The sequence below is a fragment of the Cyanobium sp. Aljojuca 7A6 genome (assembly GCF_024346455.1).
Lineage (GTDB): Bacteria > Cyanobacteriota > Cyanobacteriia > PCC-6307 > Cyanobiaceae > Cyanobium.
The window spans coordinates 142,183-162,081 of record NZ_JAGQCY010000004.1 but is presented as its reverse complement, the minus strand read 5'-3'; the positions used below and the strand labels follow the sequence as shown (position 1 = coordinate 162,081).

Annotated in this window: 22 protein-coding genes; 11 read left to right on the top strand and 11 right to left on the bottom strand. The window is 66.0% G+C overall.

Going from position 1 to position 19,899, the window contains the following annotated elements; all coding sequences use genetic code 11:
• Nucleotides 1-68: 68 nt before the first annotated feature.
• The 3 genes from KBY95_RS05630 (at nucleotide 69) to KBY95_RS05620 (ending at nucleotide 2,981) form a co-directional block, all read left to right on the top strand.
• A complete protein-coding gene (locus tag KBY95_RS05630) occupies nucleotides 69-1,184 on the top strand; it encodes a polysaccharide biosynthesis/export family protein (protein ID WP_254963977.1) in 1,116 nt (371 codons plus the stop codon).
• A 52-nt stretch (nucleotides 1,185-1,236) separates the two neighbouring features.
• Nucleotides 1,237-2,310: a hypothetical protein gene (locus KBY95_RS05625; RefSeq protein ID WP_254963975.1), complete on the top strand. Its 1,074-nt coding sequence runs from the start codon at nucleotides 1,237-1,239 to the stop codon at nucleotides 2,308-2,310.
• A gap of 152 nt (nucleotides 2,311-2,462) precedes the next feature.
• Nucleotides 2,463-2,981, top strand: coding sequence for a hypothetical protein (locus tag KBY95_RS05620; RefSeq protein WP_254963973.1), 519 nt, complete (start codon nucleotides 2,463-2,465; stop codon nucleotides 2,979-2,981).
• 13 nt (nucleotides 2,982-2,994) lie between these two features.
• Here the strand turns inward: KBY95_RS05620 and KBY95_RS05615 are convergent, their stop codons facing one another.
• Complete coding sequence (locus KBY95_RS05615; protein ID WP_254963972.1) at nucleotides 2,995-3,576, bottom strand: hypothetical protein; 582 nt, start codon at nucleotides 3,574-3,576, stop codon at nucleotides 2,995-2,997.
• 46 nt (nucleotides 3,577-3,622) lie between these two features.
• Between KBY95_RS05615 and era the strand changes: the two genes are divergently transcribed.
• The 6 genes from era to larB all read left to right on the top strand — a co-directional run bounded on the left by era (nucleotide 3,623) and on the right by larB (nucleotide 7,695).
• Nucleotides 3,623-4,612: a GTPase Era gene (gene era, locus KBY95_RS05610; RefSeq protein ID WP_254963970.1), complete on the top strand. Its 990-nt coding sequence runs from the start codon at nucleotides 3,623-3,625 to the stop codon at nucleotides 4,610-4,612.
• Between the two features lie 86 nt (nucleotides 4,613-4,698).
• Nucleotides 4,699-5,232, top strand: a complete 534-nt coding sequence (locus KBY95_RS05605) for a phycobiliprotein lyase (protein ID WP_254963968.1) — start codon at nucleotides 4,699-4,701, stop codon at nucleotides 5,230-5,232.
• Nucleotides 5,233-5,239: 7 nt separating this feature from the next.
• Nucleotides 5,240-5,935 (top strand): tRNA (guanosine(37)-N1)-methyltransferase TrmD, encoded by a 696-nt coding sequence (gene trmD, locus KBY95_RS05600; RefSeq protein ID WP_254963966.1) that lies wholly within the window; start codon nucleotides 5,240-5,242, stop codon nucleotides 5,933-5,935.
• 52 nt (nucleotides 5,936-5,987) lie between these two features.
• Nucleotides 5,988-6,473 carry a 2-C-methyl-D-erythritol 2,4-cyclodiphosphate synthase gene (gene ispF, locus KBY95_RS05595; RefSeq protein WP_254963964.1) on the top strand — a complete coding sequence of 162 codons (486 nt, stop codon included), beginning with the start codon at nucleotides 5,988-5,990 and terminating at the stop codon, nucleotides 6,471-6,473.
• Nucleotides 6,470-6,970, top strand: coding sequence for a TIGR03792 family protein (locus tag KBY95_RS05590; protein ID WP_254963963.1), 501 nt, complete (start codon nucleotides 6,470-6,472; stop codon nucleotides 6,968-6,970). Before ispF ends, KBY95_RS05590 begins: the two co-directional genes overlap by 4 nt.
• Nucleotides 6,925-7,695, top strand: coding sequence for a nickel pincer cofactor biosynthesis protein LarB (gene larB / locus KBY95_RS05585; protein ID WP_396094876.1), 771 nt, complete (start codon nucleotides 6,925-6,927; stop codon nucleotides 7,693-7,695). Before KBY95_RS05590 ends, larB begins: the two co-directional genes overlap by 46 nt.
• Before the next feature lie 195 nt (nucleotides 7,696-7,890).
• Here larB and KBY95_RS05580 read toward each other — a convergent pair whose 3' ends face one another.
• From KBY95_RS05580 to KBY95_RS05540, 9 genes are all read right to left on the bottom strand, one after another.
• Complete coding sequence (locus KBY95_RS05580; RefSeq protein WP_254963961.1) at nucleotides 7,891-8,838, bottom strand: DUF1517 domain-containing protein; 948 nt, start codon at nucleotides 8,836-8,838, stop codon at nucleotides 7,891-7,893.
• A 27-nt stretch (nucleotides 8,839-8,865) separates the two neighbouring features.
• Nucleotides 8,866-9,105: a sulfur carrier protein ThiS gene (thiS, locus tag KBY95_RS05575; RefSeq protein ID WP_254963959.1), complete on the bottom strand. Its 240-nt coding sequence runs from the start codon at nucleotides 9,103-9,105 to the stop codon at nucleotides 8,866-8,868.
• The gene (locus tag KBY95_RS05570) at nucleotides 9,102-10,205 is read right to left on the bottom strand and encodes a thiamine phosphate synthase (RefSeq protein ID WP_254963958.1); all 1,104 of its coding nucleotides are present in this window, start codon (nucleotides 10,203-10,205) and stop codon (nucleotides 9,102-9,104) included. The genes thiS and KBY95_RS05570 overlap by 4 nt, the downstream gene beginning before the upstream one ends.
• A gap of 46 nt (nucleotides 10,206-10,251) precedes the next feature.
• The gene (locus KBY95_RS05565) at nucleotides 10,252-11,187 is read right to left on the bottom strand and encodes a hypothetical protein (RefSeq protein WP_254963957.1); all 936 of its coding nucleotides are present in this window, start codon (nucleotides 11,185-11,187) and stop codon (nucleotides 10,252-10,254) included.
• Entirely contained in the window at nucleotides 11,184-12,446 is a 1,263-nt protein-coding gene (locus KBY95_RS05560; RefSeq protein WP_254963956.1) for a polysaccharide pyruvyl transferase family protein, read from the bottom strand. The genes KBY95_RS05565 and KBY95_RS05560 overlap by 4 nt, the downstream gene beginning before the upstream one ends.
• A gap of 13 nt (nucleotides 12,447-12,459) precedes the next feature.
• Nucleotides 12,460-13,584, bottom strand: coding sequence for a Coenzyme F420 hydrogenase/dehydrogenase, beta subunit C-terminal domain (locus KBY95_RS05555; protein ID WP_254963955.1), 1,125 nt, complete (start codon nucleotides 13,582-13,584; stop codon nucleotides 12,460-12,462).
• Between the two features lie 2 nt (nucleotides 13,585-13,586).
• Nucleotides 13,587-14,522 carry a glycosyltransferase family 2 protein gene (locus KBY95_RS05550; RefSeq protein WP_254963954.1) on the bottom strand — a complete coding sequence of 312 codons (936 nt, stop codon included), beginning with the start codon at nucleotides 14,520-14,522 and terminating at the stop codon, nucleotides 13,587-13,589.
• A 216-nt stretch (nucleotides 14,523-14,738) separates the two neighbouring features.
• Nucleotides 14,739-16,283 (bottom strand): hypothetical protein, encoded by a 1,545-nt coding sequence (locus KBY95_RS05545; RefSeq protein ID WP_254963952.1) that lies wholly within the window; start codon nucleotides 16,281-16,283, stop codon nucleotides 14,739-14,741.
• A gap of 121 nt (nucleotides 16,284-16,404) precedes the next feature.
• Nucleotides 16,405-17,355, bottom strand: a complete 951-nt coding sequence (locus KBY95_RS05540) for a bifunctional riboflavin kinase/FAD synthetase (RefSeq protein ID WP_254963951.1) — start codon at nucleotides 17,353-17,355, stop codon at nucleotides 16,405-16,407.
• A gap of 63 nt (nucleotides 17,356-17,418) precedes the next feature.
• On the opposite strand from KBY95_RS05540, the gene KBY95_RS05535 reads away from it, so the two are divergent.
• Nucleotides 17,419-17,994 (top strand): DUF3611 family protein, encoded by a 576-nt coding sequence (locus KBY95_RS05535; RefSeq protein ID WP_254963949.1) that lies wholly within the window; start codon nucleotides 17,419-17,421, stop codon nucleotides 17,992-17,994.
• On the opposite strand, the gene surE is transcribed toward KBY95_RS05535, so the two are convergent.
• Complete coding sequence (gene surE, locus KBY95_RS05530; protein ID WP_254963948.1) at nucleotides 17,979-18,797, bottom strand: 5'/3'-nucleotidase SurE; 819 nt, start codon at nucleotides 18,795-18,797, stop codon at nucleotides 17,979-17,981. The two genes, KBY95_RS05535 and surE, sit on opposite strands and share 16 nt — an antisense overlap.
• A 73-nt stretch (nucleotides 18,798-18,870) precedes the next feature.
• Between surE and KBY95_RS05525 the strand changes: the two genes are divergently transcribed.
• Nucleotides 18,871-19,878: a phenylalanine--tRNA ligase subunit alpha gene (locus KBY95_RS05525; RefSeq protein ID WP_254963946.1), complete on the top strand. Its 1,008-nt coding sequence runs from the start codon at nucleotides 18,871-18,873 to the stop codon at nucleotides 19,876-19,878.
• Nucleotides 19,879-19,899 lie beyond the last annotated feature (21 nt).

Below are 19,899 nucleotides of genomic sequence, written 5' to 3'. Positions count from 1 at the left end.
CCGTCGTTCGGTGGTTCCCCTACGCCCAGTGGATGGGCAGAAGGTCCGCCCGGCGGCGACTTTCCGCCTTGAGCCTGCTGGGTCTCACCGGCGTGATGTTCGTTCCGACCGGCCTGAGGGCCTCGGTGCCCCAGGGGATCTCCCCTAAGTCCCAGTGGCCGGGAGCTGGCCCTGTCAGTGCCGCACCACCCGCAGGCCCTGCCTCGTCGGCTCCGCTTCCCCTCTCGGTGACGGAGGTCTACAACGATCTTTACGTTCTCGGGCCTGGCGATGGTCTGCAGCTCACCTTCACCGACCCTTCGGCCGTCGCCATCGGCGGTCCGGTCGTCATTCTTCCCGACGGCACGTCCACCCTGTCGCTACTTGGTTCGGTACAGCTGACAGGTCTGACCATCGGCCAGGCCACGCGGTGGCTGATCTCCCTGTATGAAAAGCAGTTGGTGCGGCCCGAGCTGATCCTCAGCCTCACCTCACCCCGACCTGTCAAGGTCACCATCATCGGGGAGGTGGGTCGCCCTGGGTTGTATCCCCTCGCCTCCTTTTCCACTCCGGTTTCCGCCATCCAGACAGCTGGGGGGGTAACTCTAAACGCCGACATTCGCAAAGTGCTGCTGCGCCGTCTGGCCGGGCCAGACGGCAGCCAGAAGCAGACCGTCCTGGATCTGGCCCAGGTGTTCCAGGTGGGCAACCAGCGTCAGAACCCGATTCTGTTCGACGGTGACACCATCGTCATCGCCCGTACCGAAGATCTGATCCCCGAGGAAATCCTTCAGATCGGAGCGACAAACCTGGCCCCGGCGACGATCACCGTTTCGGTGATCGGTGAAGTCAGAAGCCCCGGCACCATCAGCCTGCCCGCCAACACCCCCTTGGCTGAAGCCATCTTCCGGGCCGGTGGCGCCGAGAACTGGCGGGCAAACAAGAACGACATTGAGCTTGTCCGACTCAACCGTAACGGAACCACCACCCGTGAAGTGTTCAGTTATAGAGACGGGATCGGCGTCTCCAAGGGGCTGAATCCCCCGCTGCGGGACAGGGACACGATCATCGTGAACCGCACCTTTTACGCCGAGGCCCTCGACGTCATCAATCAGGTCATTGTTCCTCTCAGTCAGGCCGCAAGCTCTTATTATTTCTTCCGAGATACCTTCAACGGCAACAGGAACAACAACTTCCGCCGTTAACATTCCGATCAGTCACCCGCCTCTTCACAAAACGTCGCCTCCTCCGACAGCCATGTACCGCGAACCCACCATCAGCCCCAAAGCCATAGCCTGGGCCCTGTTGAGCCAGTCCATCTGGCTGCCCTTGCTGGCCATTGATGCCCATGACCGCTGGCAGGCCGATGTCAAGGACATGGCCATTCCCCAGCCCGCCGATCCCAAAGCCGCTGAAGGGACGATTGCTTCCCTGCCTGAAGCGCCAATTAAAGCCACCGAAACGTCCTCAACGTCACCGCTTGACGAGCTTGGTGTCACCACGGGTCATGTGCTCAGTTCTGCCTCCGAAAAGATCGGTTCGCTCCTGGATGCCCCGCTGTCGCGCAGCCTCGACCTGAGCGGTCCTTCCAACTCCTCCCGTGCCAGGCCCGATCCAGGCCGGCGCCCCGCCGTCGCGCTCAGAAGCACCAGTCCTGCTCGCACCGCCAAGGCCCCCGCCGCCACGGCCACGTTCCGTATGGAAGGGCCATCCCTGGGGACCACAGGCCTGGGGAGTGCCAACCCCCTGCTCCAACGCAACTTCTCGAACTCCGAGCTTCTTGGCGGTGTGCTCACCATCCAGGACCTGGGTTCACCCGCCATGCCACCTGTGGCCAGGGCAGAGCGGGCCCGATGGGCCAGCAGCGGAGACCCCATGGCTCCCTTGCCCAAAAGCCTGAGGGAACCCATGCGCCAGGCCATCCGTACCCTGCCGGCCCCGACCCCCACCAAAACGGCCAAACTTCAGCAGGGCCGCGTGATCTACGTGCCCTCCACCCGGGTCAGCAAGCCCACCCAAGTCCCCCTCGCCGTGCAGGCCGACGGCACCGTGGATGTTCTCAGCCAGACCGATGATCCCGCGGTGATCGAGGACATCAAGGAATGGTCGAGCCGCCAACCGGCCCAGGTCCCCGGAACGGTCACCCCAACGATCGTCAACCTGCAGCCGATTCCTGCCGAGGACAGCTCCACCCCCGCCCCTGCCAAGGGTTCCCCCGTGGCAACGGCCCCGATCGCACCTCCGCCGGTTCCTGCCAGCGCCAGCGCCAGCGTGGCCCCGGCTGAGCAAGCGCCTGCCGGAGCCGGCGGTTCGTTGGTGTCTCCCCAGTGAGGCGGCCGGGGCTCCAAAACCGTGGCATTGCCCTGATGGGCCTCGCCTGCCTGGTCCTGGGGGCGCCGCCTGCGTGGGCCCAGTCCCTTCCAGTGGGCCCCGCCCCCTGGGTCCCCATCGCGCCGGACCCCGCCGCGGCCAGCTGGGAACCCGTGAGTGACGCGGCCACCCTGCCAGCGGATTACTTGCCGCCGCCCGCCAATCGCAACCCAGCCGAACTGGCGATCGTGCCCCGCCAAGGCAAACCCATTGAGAACGTGGGCATCTACGGCATCGGCGGAGGCGTGAATTTCGGCAATGATCTGCCCAACAGCGGTGTATTCACCGGCCGGGTGGGTTACAAATTGAACGAAACCCTCGCCGTCTCCCTGCGTCCCAGCCTGATCTTCGGCAACAGAGATCTGCTTGGCCGGTATAACGGCCAGACCTCCTTCCAGTTACCCCTTACCCTCGACCTCTTCCGTCGCTCGGTGGTGTCCCCCTATCTTGGTGGTGGCATTGCCACCAACACGTATTCCACCGGTGAGACCAACGCCATGCTCACCGGTGGTGTCGATGTCAGTATCACCCAGAATGTAACGCTGGGCTTCAACGTCAACTACGTCTTTCTGCCCGCTGGTGTCACCTTTGATGCCCTCCAGGCCATGACGCTGCTCTACTTGAAGTTCTGAACTCCGGACGGTTTCAACCCCCTTCAGCCACCGCCTCGATGGCGGCGACGATGGCCTTTCTTTGTTCAGTGTCGTAACCCCATCGCTCCAGAAAGGCCCGGTCCTCCATCACGGCCTGCTCGGCACCATCGCGCTCCGCCGCCGCTGCCAGCAGGGTTTCCAAGCGTTGCTTGACGGCCACGGGCTCCAGGTGCCGCAGCAGTTCGGTGCTGCGCAGCTGCACACGCTCCGAACCAGCCTGGTGTTCCTGATCACCGCAACGCCGGTGATGCAGGGCCATGGCCGTACTCATGGCCAGATTGCGGGCGGTGAGATCCACCACCCCTGCCCCGGCCTGGCGCAGGGCGGCCACCAGGGCTTCCGGCAACCTGTCGAGCAACGGGGCCTCGCCGGTCAGGCTCACCACAAAGAAGCCGCGGGCGCCATCCCGGCTCGCCACAAGTTCCCCGACCCGATCGGCCAGCACCTCATCACTGAGCTCCCCGCCCTCCCAGAGGCCGATCCAGTGAGCGGCGATCTCCATGGCCTGGGGAAAACTTGGCGCCAGGGGGGGGACGGGCTGTCCGGTCTCGTTGACGGGGGCGGCATCGGTCATGGAGAAAGGCGGGCGGTACGGCCCTTGGACTGGCAGTGTTGAGGCTATGGACCCGAGCACCCCGACCGCCAGCCCCGGCGACGCCCAGCCCGACGACGGCAGCACGGAAGGAGCTCCCTTCCGCTCCGGCTTCGTGGCTCTGATCGGACGGCCGAATGTGGGCAAGTCCACCCTGCTGAATCAGCTGGTGGGCCAGAAGGTGGCGATCACCTCCCCCGTGGCCCAGACCACCCGCAACCGGCTGCGCGCCATCCTCACCACCCCCGCGGCCCAGCTGATCCTTCTGGACACCCCGGGCATCCACAAACCCCACCATCTGCTGGGGGAGCGCCTGGTGCAGAGCGCCCGGGGAGCCATCGGCGAGGTGGATGTGGTGCTGCTGCTGGTGGACGCCAGTCAGCCGGCCGGGCGCGGGGACGGCTTCATCGTCGACCTGCTGCGCCACTGCAGGATTCCGGTGCATGTGGCCCTCAACAAGAGTGACCGGGTGGGGGCCGATGCTGAGGATCTGGCCGCCACCTACCGGGAGATGCTCGCGGCGACTGACGATCGCGCCGTGGCCTGGCCCCTGCACCCCTGCAGCGCCCTCAACGGCGACGGCTGCCAGGAGTTGGTGGAGGCGCTGGCCGCCGATCTGCCCCCGGGGCCGCTGCTCTACCCCGCCGATACGGTCAGTGACCAGCCAGAGCAGTTGTTGCTGGCGGAGCTGATCCGTGAACAGGTGCTGACCCTCACCCGGGAAGAGGTGCCCCACTCGGTGGCGGTGCGGATTGAGCGGATCGTTGAGGAGGAGGGCAAGGTCAAAGGCAAAGAGCGCACCGCCGTGCTGGCCACCGTGCTGGTGGAACGCAGCAGCCAGAAGGGAATCCTGATCGGCAAGGGCGGTCAGATGCTCAAGGCGATCGGCCAGGGGGCACGGCTGCAGATGCAGAAGGTGTTTGACGGCCCTGTGTATCTGGAACTGTTCGTCAAGGTGGTGCCAAACTGGCGCAGCCATCCTGGCCGGCTGGCGGAGCTGGGCTACCGCGGCGACTGAGGGCGCCGGCGAACGGACCGTGCTGGCTGGGGGTTTGCGAAGATCCCAACCGGGTCCACCGGCCCCGATCTCCCGCCGCCCCCACCGTGACCAGCGCGACTGAGCCTCCCACCCCAGCGACGATCGGCCCCTTCCCGCCCGAGACGATCGCGGCCTTTCTGGCCTTCTGCGCCGGGGACTGGCTTTCTCTGCGCAGTCGCTTCAGCCTGGAGGAGGCCGCAGGCGAGGCCCGACAGGCCGAGGAGGAGGAGGTCAGCTGGCACAGTTCCGAGCGCGGTGAACTGCAGGTGGCCTACCTGGCGCCCGAAGAAAGCGACGCGCCGGGGGGGCTGGAGATCACCCCGCCCAGCGGCGGCCGCCACCGGCTGCTGTTTCACCCCGACGGTGGCTTCGAGGGCCAGGCTCCTGACGGGGCCGTCAGCACGGGTCGTTGGCAGCTCTGGCCGGATGGCAGCCTGGAGCTGACCAGTGCGCGGGCCGGGATCTCGGTGCGGGAAAGGATCTGGTTCACCAAAGCGAATCTGCGTCTGCGCAGCAGCGTGGAACACCACCCCGACGGCCGCCCGGGCCGGGCCAGCTTCAGCTCCGAGATCCGGCGGCTCAGCCGACCTGCCGGCTGAACCTGCCATGCGCTTCGACGTGGTGAGCCTGGTGCCGGACGCCTGCACACCCCTGCTGGGGCAGGGGGTGATCGGCCGTGCCTTCGCGGCCGGCATCGCCGAGGTCCACGCCCACAACCCCCGCGACCACGCCACGGATCGCTACCGCAAGGTGGACGATGTTCCCTATGGCGGCGGCGCTGGCATGGTGCTCAAGCCCGAGCCTGTCTACGCCGCCTTCGAGGCGATTCCGGTGCTGCCCCGGCGCCGGGTGCTGCTGATGAGCCCCCAGGGCCAGCCGCTGCACCAGCGTGACCTGCGCCGCTGGGCGAGCGAGTACGACCAGCTGGTGCTGCTCTGTGGGCACTACGAGGGCTTTGATGAACGCATTCGCCCCCTGGCGGACGAGGAGGTGTCCCTGGGAGACTTCGTGCTCACCGGCGGCGAACTTCCCGCCCTGGTGGTGATCAGCGGCGTGGTGCGGCTGCTGCCGGGCACCGTGGGTTCGCCGGACTGCCTCGAAGCGGAAAGCCACAGTGGCCTGCTGCTCGAGCACCCCCACTACACCCGGCCGGCGGAGTTCCGCGGCATGGCGGTGCCGGAGGTGTTGCGCAGCGGTGACCACGGCGCCATCGCCCGCTGGCGCCAGGAGCAGCAGGTGGCACGCACCCGCGAGCGGCGCGCCGACCTGCTGGCCCTGTGGCAGGCGGAGCAGGCCCCCTGAAGCCCAGCGTCGCCCAGAACCGGCGACACTGGAGCCGCCCCCATCGCCCCCCATGCAGCTGCGCATCGGCAACGGCTACGACATCCACCGGCTCGCGCCCGGTCGTCCCCTGATCCTCGGCGGCGTGCGCCTGGAGCATCCGGACAGCCTGGGGCTGGCGGGCCACAGCGACGCCGATGTGCTCGTGCACGCCCTGATGGATGCCCTGTTGGGGGCTCTCAGCCTGGGGGACATCGGCACCCACTTCCCTCCGGAGGACGAGCGCTGGCGCGGGGCCGACAGCCTGGTGCTGCTCGAGAAGGTGATGGCGCTGGTGACGGAACGGGGCTGGCAGGTGCTCAATGTCGACACGGTGGTGGTGGCAGAGCGCCCCCGCCTCAAGCCCCACATCGCCGCCATGCGCGAGTCCATCGCAGGCCGCCTGGGCCTGGCTCCCGAGCAGGTCGGCGTCAAGGCGACCACCAACGAGGGCCTCGGACCCACCGGACGGGGGGAGGGCATCGCCTGCCATGCCGTGGCCTTGCTGCACCAGCCATGACCCGTGCCCTCCTGAGCCATCTGGCTAGCTTGCTGGGCAGTTTCTGCCTGGTGGTTCTTCTGCTGGCCGGCCTTCCTGGAAATGCCGGCGCCCTCAGCCCCCAACGCGCCGGCTCAGGCGGGAGCGAAGCTCCCGCAGCGGTGGTGGAACAGCTCAGATTGAAGGTGCCGGCCGGCACCCAGAGGGCCTGGCTGCAGGCGGAGCAGGAGAGCTGGGGGCCCTGGCTGCGGCGCCAGGACGGCTTCCTCGGGAGGGATCTGCTCTGGGACGCCGAACGGGAGGAGGGCCTGCTGCTGATCCGCTGGCGCAGCCGCCGCCAGTGGCTGGCCATTCCCAAAAGCGACATTGACGTGGTGCAGGGCCAGTTCGAGGCAGCGGCGCGCCGGGTCCTGGCCCAGGCGACCCCGACCGCCGCCAACCCCTTCCCCCTGATCTATGCCGGCGAACTGGAATGGGTGGGCCTGACCCCGGCCGCGGCTGCCGAGGAGCTGCGGTGAGCAAGGACGTCCGGCTCGACCTGGGCCGCCGCCAACGGCTGGGCATGGTGGAAGCGGTGTGGGGCGAGCACAAGAGTGCCGACCAGATCACCGCCGTGATGCTGGGGCTGCGCCAGGCCGGTGAACTGGCCCTGGTCACGCGGGTCTCGGTGGAGAAAGCCGCGGTGGTGGAGCGGCAGCTGGCGGACCAGCTCGGCAGCGATGGGGCCGTCCCGCTGCCGAAGCACCATCCCCTGGCCCGCTGCCTCACCTGGCCCACCCCGCCGCCAGCCGATCCGGCCTTCGGGCGGGTGGCGGTGCTCAGCGGCGGCAGCAGCGATCTGGCCGTAGCTTCGGAGGCCCAGATAGCCCTGGCCTGCCATGGGGTGGCCAGCGATCTCGTGCTGGATGTGGGCGTAGCTGGGCTGCATCGGCTGCTGGCGGAGCTGGAGGGGCTGCGCCGGGCCAAGGTGCTGATCGCGTGCGCCGGGATGGAGGGAGCCCTTCCCACCGTGCTGGCCGGGCTCCTGCCCCAACCGGTGATCGGGGTGCCGGTGGCGGTCGGCTACGGGGTGAGTGCCGGGGGCCAGGCGGCCCTGATGGGCATGCTGGCCAGCTGCGCCCCCGGGCTCACCGTTGTGAACATCGACAACGGCTATGGCGCTGCCATGGCGGCCCTGCGGATCCTGCAGTTGGCGACAGGGGCGGGGGTTGTGGGTTCAGCCGCCTGGGAGAAGGGGCCCTGAGGGGGGTCCTTCAAGCTCCAGCATCGTCTGCAACCAGAGTGTGAGAGAGCGGGGCAGGCGACCCTGCTCGTAGCGCTCGATCGCCTCGATCAGGACCGGTGTGTTGATCCAGCTGATCCGATGGGGAATCATCGGTGCCTGCGGCTTATCAGGCGCAGTGTGAGGTACTGCATCCGGCCTGACAAGCAGGGTGGCTCAGAGATGTTGCAGGTCGGGATAGGCGGTGATCACCTGTTCGGTGCTGAGCACTTCTCCAACCCCTTCCGGCTGCCAGATCACCTCCAGGGCAATCAGGTCATCCGCACCGAGCGCCCCGAGTTTCTGGAGCGAATCGCGCAGATCATCGGCGGAGCGGGCCCCTTTGATCGCCAGTCGCTGACGGCTGGCCACCAACAGGGTGACCACAATGAAATCGCTGGCCGCGTCACTGGCCCCGGGGGCCACGGGGGCCGGTTCGCTGAAACGGCGTCCCGCCACATTGGCGGTGAGCTCGCGCTCCAGCTTGCTGCGCTCCTGCATGGTGAGCCGGTTGAAGGTGGACTCGGCACTGGCGAAGGGCACCTGGCCCACTTCGCCATTCGCATACACCCAGAGATCGGGGTGGCGCAGCAGGGAGAGGCTGGTTTCCTGCAGGACCCGCTGAAGGCCGGAGCTGCTGGAGGTATCGGAAGAGCCGGCCAGGCGGCGCAGATCGTCCTGAAGGTCGCGGGCGGACGCCAGCAGCCCCACCTGGATCTGGGCGATCGCCACAGGGCCGTCGGGGCGGGGGTTGTAGGCCAGACCAGACCCGGAGCCGCCCAGGGCCGGCCCGCCGCCACCCCCGCCTCGCAGGGCATTGACCACCACGCCCGCCACAGCCATCAGAATCAGGAAACCGAACAGCCCACCGCCGCCAAAGCCGAAGATCGGCACGATGAAGGGGAAACCCATGCCGCCGCCCCGGAAGCCGCCGCCACCGAAGTTCCCTCCAGAACCGCCACCGCTGAAACTGCGGGGCATGGAAGGAGCAGAACGGAAGCTGCCGCCACCGATGCGGCCGCCGCTGGCCGCCTGGGCCGGCTGGGGGGCCGCCATCACCAGGCCTGCCACCAGCACAGGGACAACCATCAGACCGGCCAGGCGCCGGAACAAGCGGGAACCCATCTCTAATGACCTTTTGTTGTCGGGAATCTAGGAACCTCCCCCAACGATGGTGACCACCTCCAGCACATCGGATTCCCCCACAGACTGCGTAGCCCAGCGGTCCCTGGGCAGGATCTCGCCGTTGAACTCGACCACCACCAGACGCAGCTGGTAGCCAAGGGACACCAGCACAGCATCCAGGCAGAGGCCCGCTGGGCAGGAACGCGTTTCGCCGTTGACCCGCAGCAGCAGGGCCCCCGGTTCCTTCGCGGCTGCCGGTTCCGTCATGCCAGCGTCTCCAGCTCCGCCAGCAGGGCGGCAGCGGCGGCCCCGGGATCCCCTGCCTGGGTGATCGCCCGCACGACGGCCACACGCTCCGCCCCGGCCTGGCGCACGGCAGCCAGGTTGGTCCGATCGATGCCACCGATGGCAAAAAGGGGCAGGGGGCACTCCGCCGCCGCCTGGCTCACGTAAGCCAGCCCCACCGGCTCGCGGCCCGGCTTGGTGGGCGTCGCGTTGACGGGCCCCACTCCGACGTAGTCGCAACCGTCCGCCACCGCCTGGCGCAGGTCCTCGAGGCGATGGGTGCTGCGGCCGATCAGGCGGTCGGGGCCCAGCAGACGGCGGGCCACGGCCGGCGGCAGGTCGCCCTGGCCGAGATGGACACCGTCGGCCCCCACCGCCAGGGCCAGGTCGATGCGGTCATTGACCAGAAACAGGGCCCCATGGCGATGGCAGAGCTGGCGCAGGGCGCTCGCCTGCGCAAAACGGCTCCGGTCATCGAGGGCGGCTCCTGCCGGGGTGGGGCCGTCCCCAGGTTTGGCGCGGTACTGCACCAGCCGTACCCCCGCCGCCAGTGCAGCGGTCACCACCGCCTCCAGCCCCTGCACCGGACTGGTGATCAGATACAGGTGGCAGCGGCGCAGCAGGGCCCGGCGTTCGTCGCCGCCGCGGCCGGCCTGGAGCAGGTTCACCTCGAGGTCGTAGAGGGCATAGCGGATCGCCGCCGCCTCTGCCACCAGCTGGGGATCCTCAAGCCGACCAAACTCCTCCAGCACCCGCAGGGCCTCCTGCACCCGGCCCGCATTGGCAGCGAGCACGCTGGCGCCGTCGTGCCGCTCGGCCTGGGCCGGATGGGCCATGCCGGCGGCGGGATCGGTGGCGGTGTGCCGCGCCAGCTTGTAGCGGGTCTGGTGGAGGAGCCCCAGGCGCTGGCGCAGGTCCTTGGAGCGGGCCACCAGGTCGGGTCGGTCCAGGGCGAAGCGGGCCCAGTCCTCCAGCACCCGCAGCCCCTCCCGGGCCCGATCGAGGTTGGCATCGAGAAGACGCTCGATGGCGGCGCGCTCGCTGCCGTTGGTCGGCGACGGGACTGGAGGCTGCGGCGTCACCGGACCGGCACGGGTGAGCCTTCCAGGGTATGGGAGAGGTTGTTCTTCAGGCGGGCGGAGGGGCCTTGGTTGGCTCCGGTCCAAGGGCCAGGGCCAGAAGAGCGATCAAGACCTCGTCAAGCAAGTAGAGCACCCGATGCACGGCCACGACCACCAGGGAAGTGTCCGCAGCGACGAACGGATCCAGGGCCAGGGCCAGCACCACCTCCCTCACCCCCAGCCCCGCCGGGGCGAAGGGCACCAGGTACCCGGCCACCCAGGCGAGGCAGTACACCCCGATCACCGCCGGCCAGGGCGGTCCACCGGCCAGAAATGGCCGCAGGCAGAGCCAGAAGGAGGCCCCGAGGGCGAACCAGCCCAGCGCCAACGTCGCCCAGGCCGCCGGTGGGGGGCGCAGCCGGAACAACCAGGGCCCCAGCCGGGACCCACGGTGGCGCAACCACAGCAGGGCAACCACAAGGCCCAGCAGCGCAGCCGCCCCCAACAGCACCTGCAGGGGGGCAGGAACGCGCGCAACGGAACCCACCAGCCGTGGAAAGAACCCCGGTTGGGCCAGCCCCAGCAGGGCGGCGCCGATCAGCAGGGCCGAACCGATCACCCAACCGTTCTCGGCGAGCATCGAATCGCGGATGGCTGTGGCAGGGGCCTGGCGGGCCCGCAGCATGGCGATACGACTCACGAATTGCCAGATCGATCCCGGCACGTACTTGGCCAGCTGGGCCAGGTTGTACATGTAAAAGCCATCCCGGAGGCTCACGGGAATGGCGCAGTGGCGCGTCGCCAACAGCATCGTGGCGTTCATCCCCAGCTTGCCGACCAGGAGCAGGGCCGCCACGGCCACCAGCTCCTGGGAGGAGAAGCGGGCGAGGTCCTGAAGGATCACCTGCCGGCGGGTGATGGCGAAACCGGCCACAGCGACGGCGACCAGGCCGATCCAGGCCCACTTCACCAGCACACCCAAGGAGCCGGAGGGCCGCTTCAAGGGGCGAGCAGGTCCTGCACCGCATCGAATTGAAGGGAGGCGAGCGCCTTCACTTCAGGCAGGGCGGCCACGATGCGGCCGTGCCGATCAGCCCGTTCCGCGAGCAGCCGCTGGATCAGCGCCACGGTGCGGGGGCCGTCGAGATCGGCACCATCAAACACCATGTCGGCCTGGCCAAAGCGTTCCATCACCTCCAGGTATTTGTGGCTCCATCCCATCACCAGCACGGGGACCCCCACCACCAGGGCCCCCACCATGGCGTGAAAGCGGGAGACCGCATGGACGTCACAGGCCCCGAGGATGCGATGAATCTGGGCGGCGTTCCAGCCGTCCTCAAAGCCCACCACGGACGCGGCCACGGCCGGGTCGAGACAGGCCAGGATGCCCCGCAGCAAGGGCAAGTCGTTGTTGTGGAGCCTGGGTTCGTCCCGGCCGCGAGTGGCATTGGGGAACAGGGCCACCCCATGGCCCAGCCCCACCAGCTCAGCGATCAGGCCAGCCATCCAGCGTGGGTAGTCGTGTCCCTCGGCCGCCGCCCGGCGGGCGATCACGGCACTGGGGCAGACGCCGATGATGGGACGGCCTCGGTTTCTAAGCGCCTGCAGGGCCGCCAGTCCCCCATCCAGGCCGGGGGCGGGGGTACTGAGGCAGTACCGCACCTCAAACAGAAAGGCCACGTCATCGCTGCGCCCATAGGTGCCCCGGGAGCCCAGCAGGGCGGCCACGTGGCGCTGGGTCGCCGCTCCACGGGTGTGGAGGCGGTGGCAATGACCAAGAAACCAGTGGGCCAGGGGCCGGTTGGGCCAGCTGCGAAACGGCCCCATCGCCTGGGACATCTTGACGACGGGCACGTTGAGGATCATCGCCGGCCAGATCGTGGCGATGTTGAAGGGCAGGAACTTGGCTCGGCCATCGATGAAGGAGACCCCCGCAAGGCAGAGCAGGGCCCGGGACCGGGCCAGGGCCCGCACCGATGCCGGCAGCAACCCCTGCAGCCAATGCAGGCGCAGAGCGCCCAGCAGCCGATGCAGCAGGGCCCCCGGCACCAGAACCAGCACGAGATAGGCCGGCGTGCTGGAGAAGATACGTACCCGATCGTCCGAGACCAGTTGACGATCGGCCTCGGGATAATAGCTGAAGACCTCAAAGCGCGTCTGAGGCCCGCAGCGATCGGCCAGCACCCCGATGGTGGTGCTGAGCATCGCCTCGGCACCGCGGTTGCCGTGGAAGGTGGCGGCAATGATCGAAACGGTGCTCATCGGATCCCCCCCCTCATTTGACCGACTCCAGCCCCTTCTTGAGATACAGAAGGGATCGGATGAGCGGGCGCGGCATCGCGAAGATCAGACGGCGACCCCAAGTGGTCTCACTGAGACGCACATTGGCGAGGGTCCAGAAGGCATTGAGCTGATCGTGCCAGGTGACCGCCGCCTGCACCCGATCGGGAATGTGCAACCCCAGCCATCGGCCCACCCGGGCCCGGGCGGTGACGTTGTAATGGGCCGGGCCGATGCGGGCCTGGCCATCCATGATGTCGCGGATGTCGAGGGTATGGGCCGCCACGGCGCCAGCATTGGTCGCGGCGTCAAACAGGGCCTGGCCCGCGGAGGTGCGCGTGATCACAGCGGTGTGTTTGATCGGGTCATCCTTTAGCCGGAACAGCCAGATGTCCCCCATGGTGAGGTCGGCCGCGTAGCCGTAATGGTCATAGCAGGAGAGACATTTACGCTCGCAGAAGAAGAACATGTTCTGGTAATCGTTGAATGTTTTGGTGGGCCTGCGCAGCAGGGAGCCATCAGCGAACTCCGCCTCCAGATGTCCGCGCCAGTGACCAATCCGGAAGCGATAGGCGCGCAATGGCTGGCCGGCCTGCTTCTCCAGCCGGCTCGTGACGGCATCGATGAGGGGGGTACGGGAGTTGTGTCCGCAGACCAGGGCGATGGTGACGGCAAGCTTGGCCGCGAGGGCCGGATCCGACTGGGCACGCTGGCGCAGGGCAGCGATGTCGCAGGGCAGCCCCACCACCGCCACACGCCCCTGGAAGGCGCGCAGCAGGGGCAGCACCGACGGCAGAAAGCGCGATTCCACGTATTTGCTGCCGCGGGCGGCCAGGATCTGGGCAGGCTCGGTGGCAATCTGAAAGCGGGGGCGCACCTTGCCGTCCTCCACCACCGCCACACAGACGACGGCGCCTTCGAACAGCCCCTGGCGCAGTCCTTCGATCAGGATGGCGCTGGTGGTGCCGCCCGAAGCGGCCCGCTCGCGAATGGCGCCATCCGTGGCATGGGTGAGCCAGGCTTCCCTGTAGATACCCACATAGCGCTCAATGTCGGACGGGCTCCAACGCTTCTTGAGAAAGCGATCCAGGATGGTGCCGAAGCTGCGACGTTCCTCCATGGTCAGGAGCGGCTGCGGCGGAACTCGAAGCGCAGATCCTCGAGCAGTTTGCGATTCGCGGCGATCACATCGGTGACGAAGGCGACGAGGAACGACTGAAAGCCGGCCACCAACAGCACGGCCGCCAGGATCAGGGACTGGATGTGGCCGCCACCGCGACCGATCGAGACCATGAAGAGATAACGCAGACCGATGACTGCGCCGATGCCGAAGAGAAAGGTGCCCAGCAGCGAAAAGAAACGGAACGGCCGGTAGATCACGAAGATCCGAACGATCGTGACGATGCTCCGCTGGATGTAGGAGGGGATGCTCTTGACCAGGCGGGAAGGCCGCTGGTAGCCATTCACCCGCACCGGAACTGACGTGATACCGATGTTCTTCTGGCCGGCCTGGATGATCGTTTCCAGGGTGTAGGTGTAATCGCTGAACACCATCAACTGCTGGGCCGCCCGCCGGCTCATGGCCCGGAATCCGCTCGGTGCATCGGGGATGTCCGCACCACTCAGGCTGCGTACAACGCCACTGCCGATCTTCTGGAGCAGCTTCTTGAGCGGAGAGAAGTGCTGGATCTGGCTGATCGGACGTGCCCCCACGACGATCTCGGCCTGCTGATCGAGAATCGGGGCCACCAGCAGGGGGATATCGCGGGCATCATACTGGTTGTCAGCATCGGTGTTGATGATGACATCAGCATTGCGGGAGAGACAGGCGTCAAGGCCGGTCATGAACCCCCGCGCCAGCCCCCTGTTGTGGAAGTGGCGCACCACATGATCCACACCGTGGGCGAGGGCGACCCCGGCGGTGTCGTCGTGGCTGCCATCATCGATGACCAGCCATTCCACCTGATCGAAACCCTCGACATGCCGCGGCAGGGCCGCCAGTGCCAGCGGCAGGGTGGCGGCCTCGTTGTAGCAGGGAATCTGGATGATGAGCTTCATGAAGCGATCAATCAGAAGGAGGAGGAATCGAAGACATCAACCAATACATTCATACTATGGGTCTTCCTGCAGATGCTCGCCCATCCACTGGCTGGGGCTGTCACGAATGTCCACGAAAGGCTACTCATAGCAATTGGGTAGTGAGAGGATGGCTCAGCGAGAAGATTTGCAATGTCAAATAATTTATCAGCCAAAAGCATAAGGACCTTGCTAAATTCATGATTTCATAGTGAAATGATTAACGTCGGATAAAGAGCTCTTGTGACGTGAAATCCTATCCACAAGTACCGCCATCGAGATAATCATGAGTGGGATGGCTGGCGAAGAGTAGCGAGGAATGTTGTGACTAAGGAATCCATAGGCGAGGATCATTCCTATGGGCATAACTGTTATTGAAAGAAAAAATGCATTGCGACGAATCACACCCAACAGGAAAAGGCCCAAAAGGGAGACATAGGATACCAAGGCCAGTACATCCTTCAAAATTACATAGGAACTAGTGGATTTCAAGATTCGCACCCCTTCGTTCGGCCACGACCAAATCCCTCTCCACATGAACAAGGGTGTCATCGATAGGTGACGCCAAGGATCTGAAAGAATTAGTCGCTTGCCAATATCTCCTACTTTTGATTCCGCATATCGATAAGGATCATCTATACCCTTGGCTGTAGCCTCAATCGTAATTCTGTTAACTTCAGCCCCCCCTTGCCTCATGTAGCTGGTAGCATTTTGAGGACGGCCTGCCTGGACGGCTTCTAGATCGGATTGCTTAAAGTCTGACTCTTCTCGATTAATTCTTTGATAGCGACCTCCCGCTTGAAAATCCTTTGGAAAAGCTCCAAAGCCGAGTAGAGCAGAGGCATGGCGATAGAACGAGGGGCCCCAAAAGTAGACTGCGCCTGGAATTTCAGAATTATTCATATTATTCTTGATTGCACGTACGTACATCACTCTTCCTCCTCTCTGGGTCAACTGAAAAGTCCCAAGCTGCAACTTGTTGCGCAGCATCCAAGGCATCACAGCGAGGGAGAATCCCGCTACCATCATGAGGGGAAAGAGTCGGAAACGGTAAAATTTACCTTTAAGAGGCTTCCACACTACTCGTAAAAACAGAAGGACAAATAGCAAAATACTTACATAGAAGAAAATTGCTTTTGTTAAGCTCAACAAGCCTAAAAAAAGGCCCGCCAGAATGAAATTTAGCCTTCCTCCCTTGGAAGCAGCCATCAAAAGATACCAACTTGCCCAAAGCATGAGCACTGCTGTCTGCAACTCAGTGTAAAGAGTGTCGACGAACATCGGCACAGAAAAGAAAAAGAGACCTACCAGGGAGATAGACAAAGGGACTAACAAGAAATTGCTCAATAGTCTATTGGCAATCAGTGCAGTCGCCACGAGGCCAAGGGCCACCCACAGAAGATTAACGAGCTTCACCTGGCGGGATCCTTCCCCTTGCAGCAGGTCTCGGTAGGTGAGGTCAGGTGTAACCAAATCTACGAAACGAAGGTGCAAACCTGTTACGATGTTGGGTAAGGGCTCGCGAGCATTGGAGGGCAGATAGGGAGAACTGTCATTGAGTGACAAAACTCCATGGCGAGAGAGATTGTGAGCAAACCTGAGATTAGCCAGTGCATCCTTTTGATGGACTGCACCAGTAATTTGCGATGCACTGACTGCAAGCAAACATAACAGAAGAAGACTGATGACAATAATCTTCAGCCTTTGGACACTCAGTCCAAGCGAATCAGAAAGCCTGAGCATCGATTCATCAACATAATTAGAGCAGGCAGCTATAAACTTAGTGATTTTGCCACCCACCCTCTAATCCCCCTTAAGCTATAAATACATTATCAGCAATTGCCGAGCTTGTTGGTGCTTTGCTTCATCCCGTTAGCGCATCGCGACAGGCCTGACAATCCTGTAAAGCCAGATCCGCATCCAGCCGGATCTGGCGACTGAGGGCCTCGAGACTGGCAAACGCCTGCTGCCGCCGCAATAGTTTCAAAGGTTGCACGGTCAGCCGAGAGCCCGCCAGCTCGAGGTTTCGCTCCAGCAGGTGCACCTCCACCGTCGACGGAGCCAGGGGGTCCACCGTGGGCTGGGGGCCGAGGTTCATCACCGCCGCCATCGCCCCGTCCTCGCCGTCCCGCCAGGCCAGGGCCGCATACACCCCTTCCAGGGGCAGGAACTTGCGCCCGTCCACCGCCAGATTGGCGGTGGGCCAGCCCAGCTGGCGGCCCAGACCCCGCCCCCCTACCACCGCGCCGCTGAAGCGGTAGGGGCGCTCCAGCAGGCGCCCCGCCTCCTCGATGTCGCCGGCCGCCAGGGCGCGCCGGATGCGGCTGCTGCTCACCCGCTCGGCCCCATCCCACAGCATCGGTAGCACCCGCACATCGATGCCGAGGGCGGCGCCGATGCGGGCCAGATCATCCACGTCACCACTGCGGTCGACCCCAAAGCGGAAGTTGGTCCCCACGGCGATCTGCCGGGCCTGGAGCCGCTCGGCCAGCACCTCCTGCACGAAGCGCTCCGGCGTGAGCGCCGCCAGCTCCCGGCTGAAGGGCACCAGCACCAGCTGCTCGATGCCGAGGGGTTCGAGCAGCTCCAGCTTCTCCTCGGGCAGATCCAGCCGCAGCCGCGTCTCGCCATGGAGCACCTCCCGGGGGTGGGGCCAGAAACTGACCACCGTGGGCACCACCGGCTCCTGCGCCGCCGGCTGCGCCTCGGTGACTGCCGTGATCACACGGCGATGACCCCGATGCAACCCATCAAAGCTGCCCAGGGCAATGGCGGTGGGCCGCAGTGCGTGGGAGGGGTCATGAAGCGGGATCAACGGCCTGCGCCCTCGCCGCCTGGATCCTCCCATGCCAAGTTTGGGGCCTTCGCCGTTCTCCCCATGGTCGACACGCTGGATCTGCAGCGCATGGCCGATGCGCTCCGCCGCATGGGCTGGGTGCGCTTCTGGATCCAGCTGGCCCTTGGCGTGGTGGTGGTGGGGGTGCTGCTGTTCAACAACATCGGCGGGCGGCTGGTGGCCAATGCCGACCGGTCCCTCGGGCTGGGCCCCGGTCTCTCGATCACCACCCTTTCGTTCCTGGTGTTGCTCTGGAGTCTGTGGCAATCCTGGCTGGTGGTGCGCTGCGGCCGGGCCCTGGCCAGTCCGGTCCGCCCCAGCCGGGGGGAAACCTCCGGCCTGGTGAAGCGGGGTCTGATGGCTGACCTGATCGGCCTGACCCTGGCCTCGGTGGGGTACCAGTCCCTGGCCGGAAGCCTGTTCCTGCAAGCCTCCCTGCAGGCGCCGGGGCTGTTCGGTCCGATGGCGGTGCCCGGCGCCCGGGGTCCGATCAGCAGCTTTCCGATCACCTCGATCGAAATGCTCTCGGTGCTCAGCAACACCCAGGTGCTGTTTGCCCACCTGATCGGCCTGATCATCAGCTTGTGGCTGCTGCAGCGGATCTATCGCAAGAGCTGATCACTCAGCCCCAGGGCCTCCACGGCCGGCAGCGACGCGACGGAACCACGCCAGAAGAGTTCGGGCTGCAGGGGGGTCAGGGAAGGCCCCCCCTGCTGCACCCAGGCCACATCGGTGGGCCACGCCGCCGGGCCGACACCGGTGCCCTCCAGATCGTCGACCACTTCGCCGGCCAGCCAGTAGTAGGTGCGACCGCGGGGGTCGGTGCGCTTCTCGAACTGATCGATGTAGCGACGCACGGCTGTGCGGCACCAGCGCAGGGGGGCGAGGGCCTCGGCGGGCCGGGGCGGGACATTGAGATTGAGCAGCAACCCCTCGGGCCAGCCGCCGGCATGCATCCGCTCCGCCACATCGAGGGCCAGGGCCGCCGCCGCCTCGAAGCGGCGCCAGTGGAAATCAGCACTGCTCACCGCCAGGGCGGGGAGGCCCTCAATCGTCCCCTCCATGGCGGCTGAAACCGTGCCCGAATAGAGCACGTCGGTACCGAGGTTGGGGCCGTGGTTGATGCCAGAGAGCACCAGGTCGGGCGTCTGCTGCAACAGCCTGAACAGGGCCAGCTTGACGCAGTCGGAAGGGGTACCGCTGCAGGCCCAGGCGGTGACTCCCGCGGCGAAGAGTTCATCGGCCCGTTCCGCCCGCAGGGGGGTCTGCAGCGTCAGCCCATGGCCGGTGGCAGAGCGCTCCCGGTCTGGGCAGACCACCGTGACCGCATGGCCGCGGCCCACGGCCTCGGCGGCCAGGGCCTGGATGCCATCGGCGAAGACCCCGTCGTCGTTGCTGATCAGGATCCGGAGCGGTGCCATCGGCCTCGACCGCGGGGACTGCCGGCAAGTTAGACGCTGCTGCCTACAGTCGCTTCCTTCCCCGATCCGTCCCGTGAGCGCCACCGTCAGCCTGCAGCAGCTCACCGACCAGCTGGAGCACCTGGAGGCGGAGGCCGCCGCCGCCATCGCCAACGCCAGTGATGCCGCCGCCCTCGAGGAGCTGCGGGTGGGGCTGCTGGGCAAGAAGGGTCGGCTCTCGGGCGTGCTTGGGGCCATGGGCCGCCTCCCCGGCGACGAGCGCCCCCTGGTGGGCCAGCGGGCCAACCGCCTCAAGGACCAGGTGCAGCAGCTGCTGGGCGCCAGGCTCGAGGCCGTGCGCGGCGCCGCCATGGCGGAGCGGCTGGAGCGGGAGCGGATCGACGTGACGGCGGCCTGCAGCTACGTGCCTCCGGGCCACCGCCATCCGCTGCAGAGCACGATCGAGGAGATCGTCGACATCTTCGCCGGCCTCGGCTACCGGGTCTCGGAGGGGCCGGAGATCGAGACCGACCACTACAACTTCACCGCCCTCAACATCCCGGAGCACCATCCGGCCCGGGACATGCAGGACACCTTCTACCTGGGGGGCGACCGGCTGCTGCGTACCCACACCTCCCCCGTGCAGATCCGCCACCTGGAGGCCAACCCGCCACCGGTGCGGGTGATCGCCCCCGGCCGGGTGTACCGCCGCGACGCGGTGGATGCCACCCACTCGCCGGTGTTCCACCAGGTGGAGGTGCTCGCCCTCGATGAGGGGCTGGATTTCAGCCATCTGCGCGGCACCGTCACCACCTTCCTGCAACAGTTCTTCGGCGATCTGCCGGTGCGTTTCCGGGCCAGCTACTTCCCCTTCACCGAACCCTCCGCTGAGGTGGACGTGCAGTGGCGGGGCCGCTGGCTGGAGGTGATGGGCTGCGGCATGGTTGATTCGGCGGTGCTCGAGGGCCTGGGCCTCGATCCGGAGCGCTGGAGCGGCTTTGCCGCCGGCCTGGGGGTGGAGCGGTTCTGCATGGTGCGCCACGGCATTGATGACATCCGCAGGCTGTTCAGCAGCGATCTGCGCTTCCTGGAGCAGTTCTGATCTCCCCCCATAAGCTTGATG

What these genes read in the sequence shown, in the direction of transcription:
- KBY95_RS05555 (WP_254963955.1), bottom strand. Translation starts at nt 13,584, where the DNA reads ATGGAGGAACGTCGCAGCTTCGGCACCATCCTGGATCGCTTTCTCAAG.
- era (WP_254963970.1), top strand. Translation starts at nt 3,623, where the DNA reads ATGGACCCGAGCACCCCGACCGCCAGCCCCGGCGACGCCCAGCCCGAC.
- KBY95_RS05615 (WP_254963972.1), bottom strand. Translation starts at nt 3,576, where the DNA reads ATGACCGATGCCGCCCCCGTCAACGAGACCGGACAGCCCGTCCCCCCC.
- ispF (WP_254963964.1), top strand. Translation starts at nt 5,988, where the DNA reads ATGCAGCTGCGCATCGGCAACGGCTACGACATCCACCGGCTCGCGCCC.
- KBY95_RS05550 (WP_254963954.1), bottom strand. Translation starts at nt 14,522, where the DNA reads ATGAAGCTCATCATCCAGATTCCCTGCTACAACGAGGCCGCCACCCTG.
- KBY95_RS05545 (WP_254963952.1), bottom strand. Translation starts at nt 16,283, where the DNA reads ATGCTCAGGCTTTCTGATTCGCTTGGACTGAGTGTCCAAAGGCTGAAG.
- trmD (WP_254963966.1), top strand. Translation starts at nt 5,240, where the DNA reads ATGCGCTTCGACGTGGTGAGCCTGGTGCCGGACGCCTGCACACCCCTG.
- surE (WP_254963948.1), bottom strand. Translation starts at nt 18,797, where the DNA reads ATGGCACCGCTCCGGATCCTGATCAGCAACGACGACGGGGTCTTCGCC.
- KBY95_RS05560 (WP_254963956.1), bottom strand. Translation starts at nt 12,446, where the DNA reads ATGAGCACCGTTTCGATCATTGCCGCCACCTTCCACGGCAACCGCGGT.
- KBY95_RS05580 (WP_254963961.1), bottom strand. Translation starts at nt 8,838, where the DNA reads ATGGGTTCCCGCTTGTTCCGGCGCCTGGCCGGTCTGATGGTTGTCCCT.
- thiS (WP_254963959.1), bottom strand. Translation starts at nt 9,105, where the DNA reads ATGACGGAACCGGCAGCCGCGAAGGAACCGGGGGCCCTGCTGCTGCGG.
- KBY95_RS05590 (WP_254963963.1), top strand. Translation starts at nt 6,470, where the DNA reads ATGACCCGTGCCCTCCTGAGCCATCTGGCTAGCTTGCTGGGCAGTTTC.
- KBY95_RS05625 (WP_254963975.1), top strand. Translation starts at nt 1,237, where the DNA reads ATGTACCGCGAACCCACCATCAGCCCCAAAGCCATAGCCTGGGCCCTG.
- KBY95_RS05535 (WP_254963949.1), top strand. Translation starts at nt 17,419, where the DNA reads ATGGTCGACACGCTGGATCTGCAGCGCATGGCCGATGCGCTCCGCCGC.
- larB (WP_396094876.1), top strand. Translation starts at nt 6,925, where the DNA reads ATGGGTGGGCCTGACCCCGGCCGCGGCTGCCGAGGAGCTGCGGTGAGC.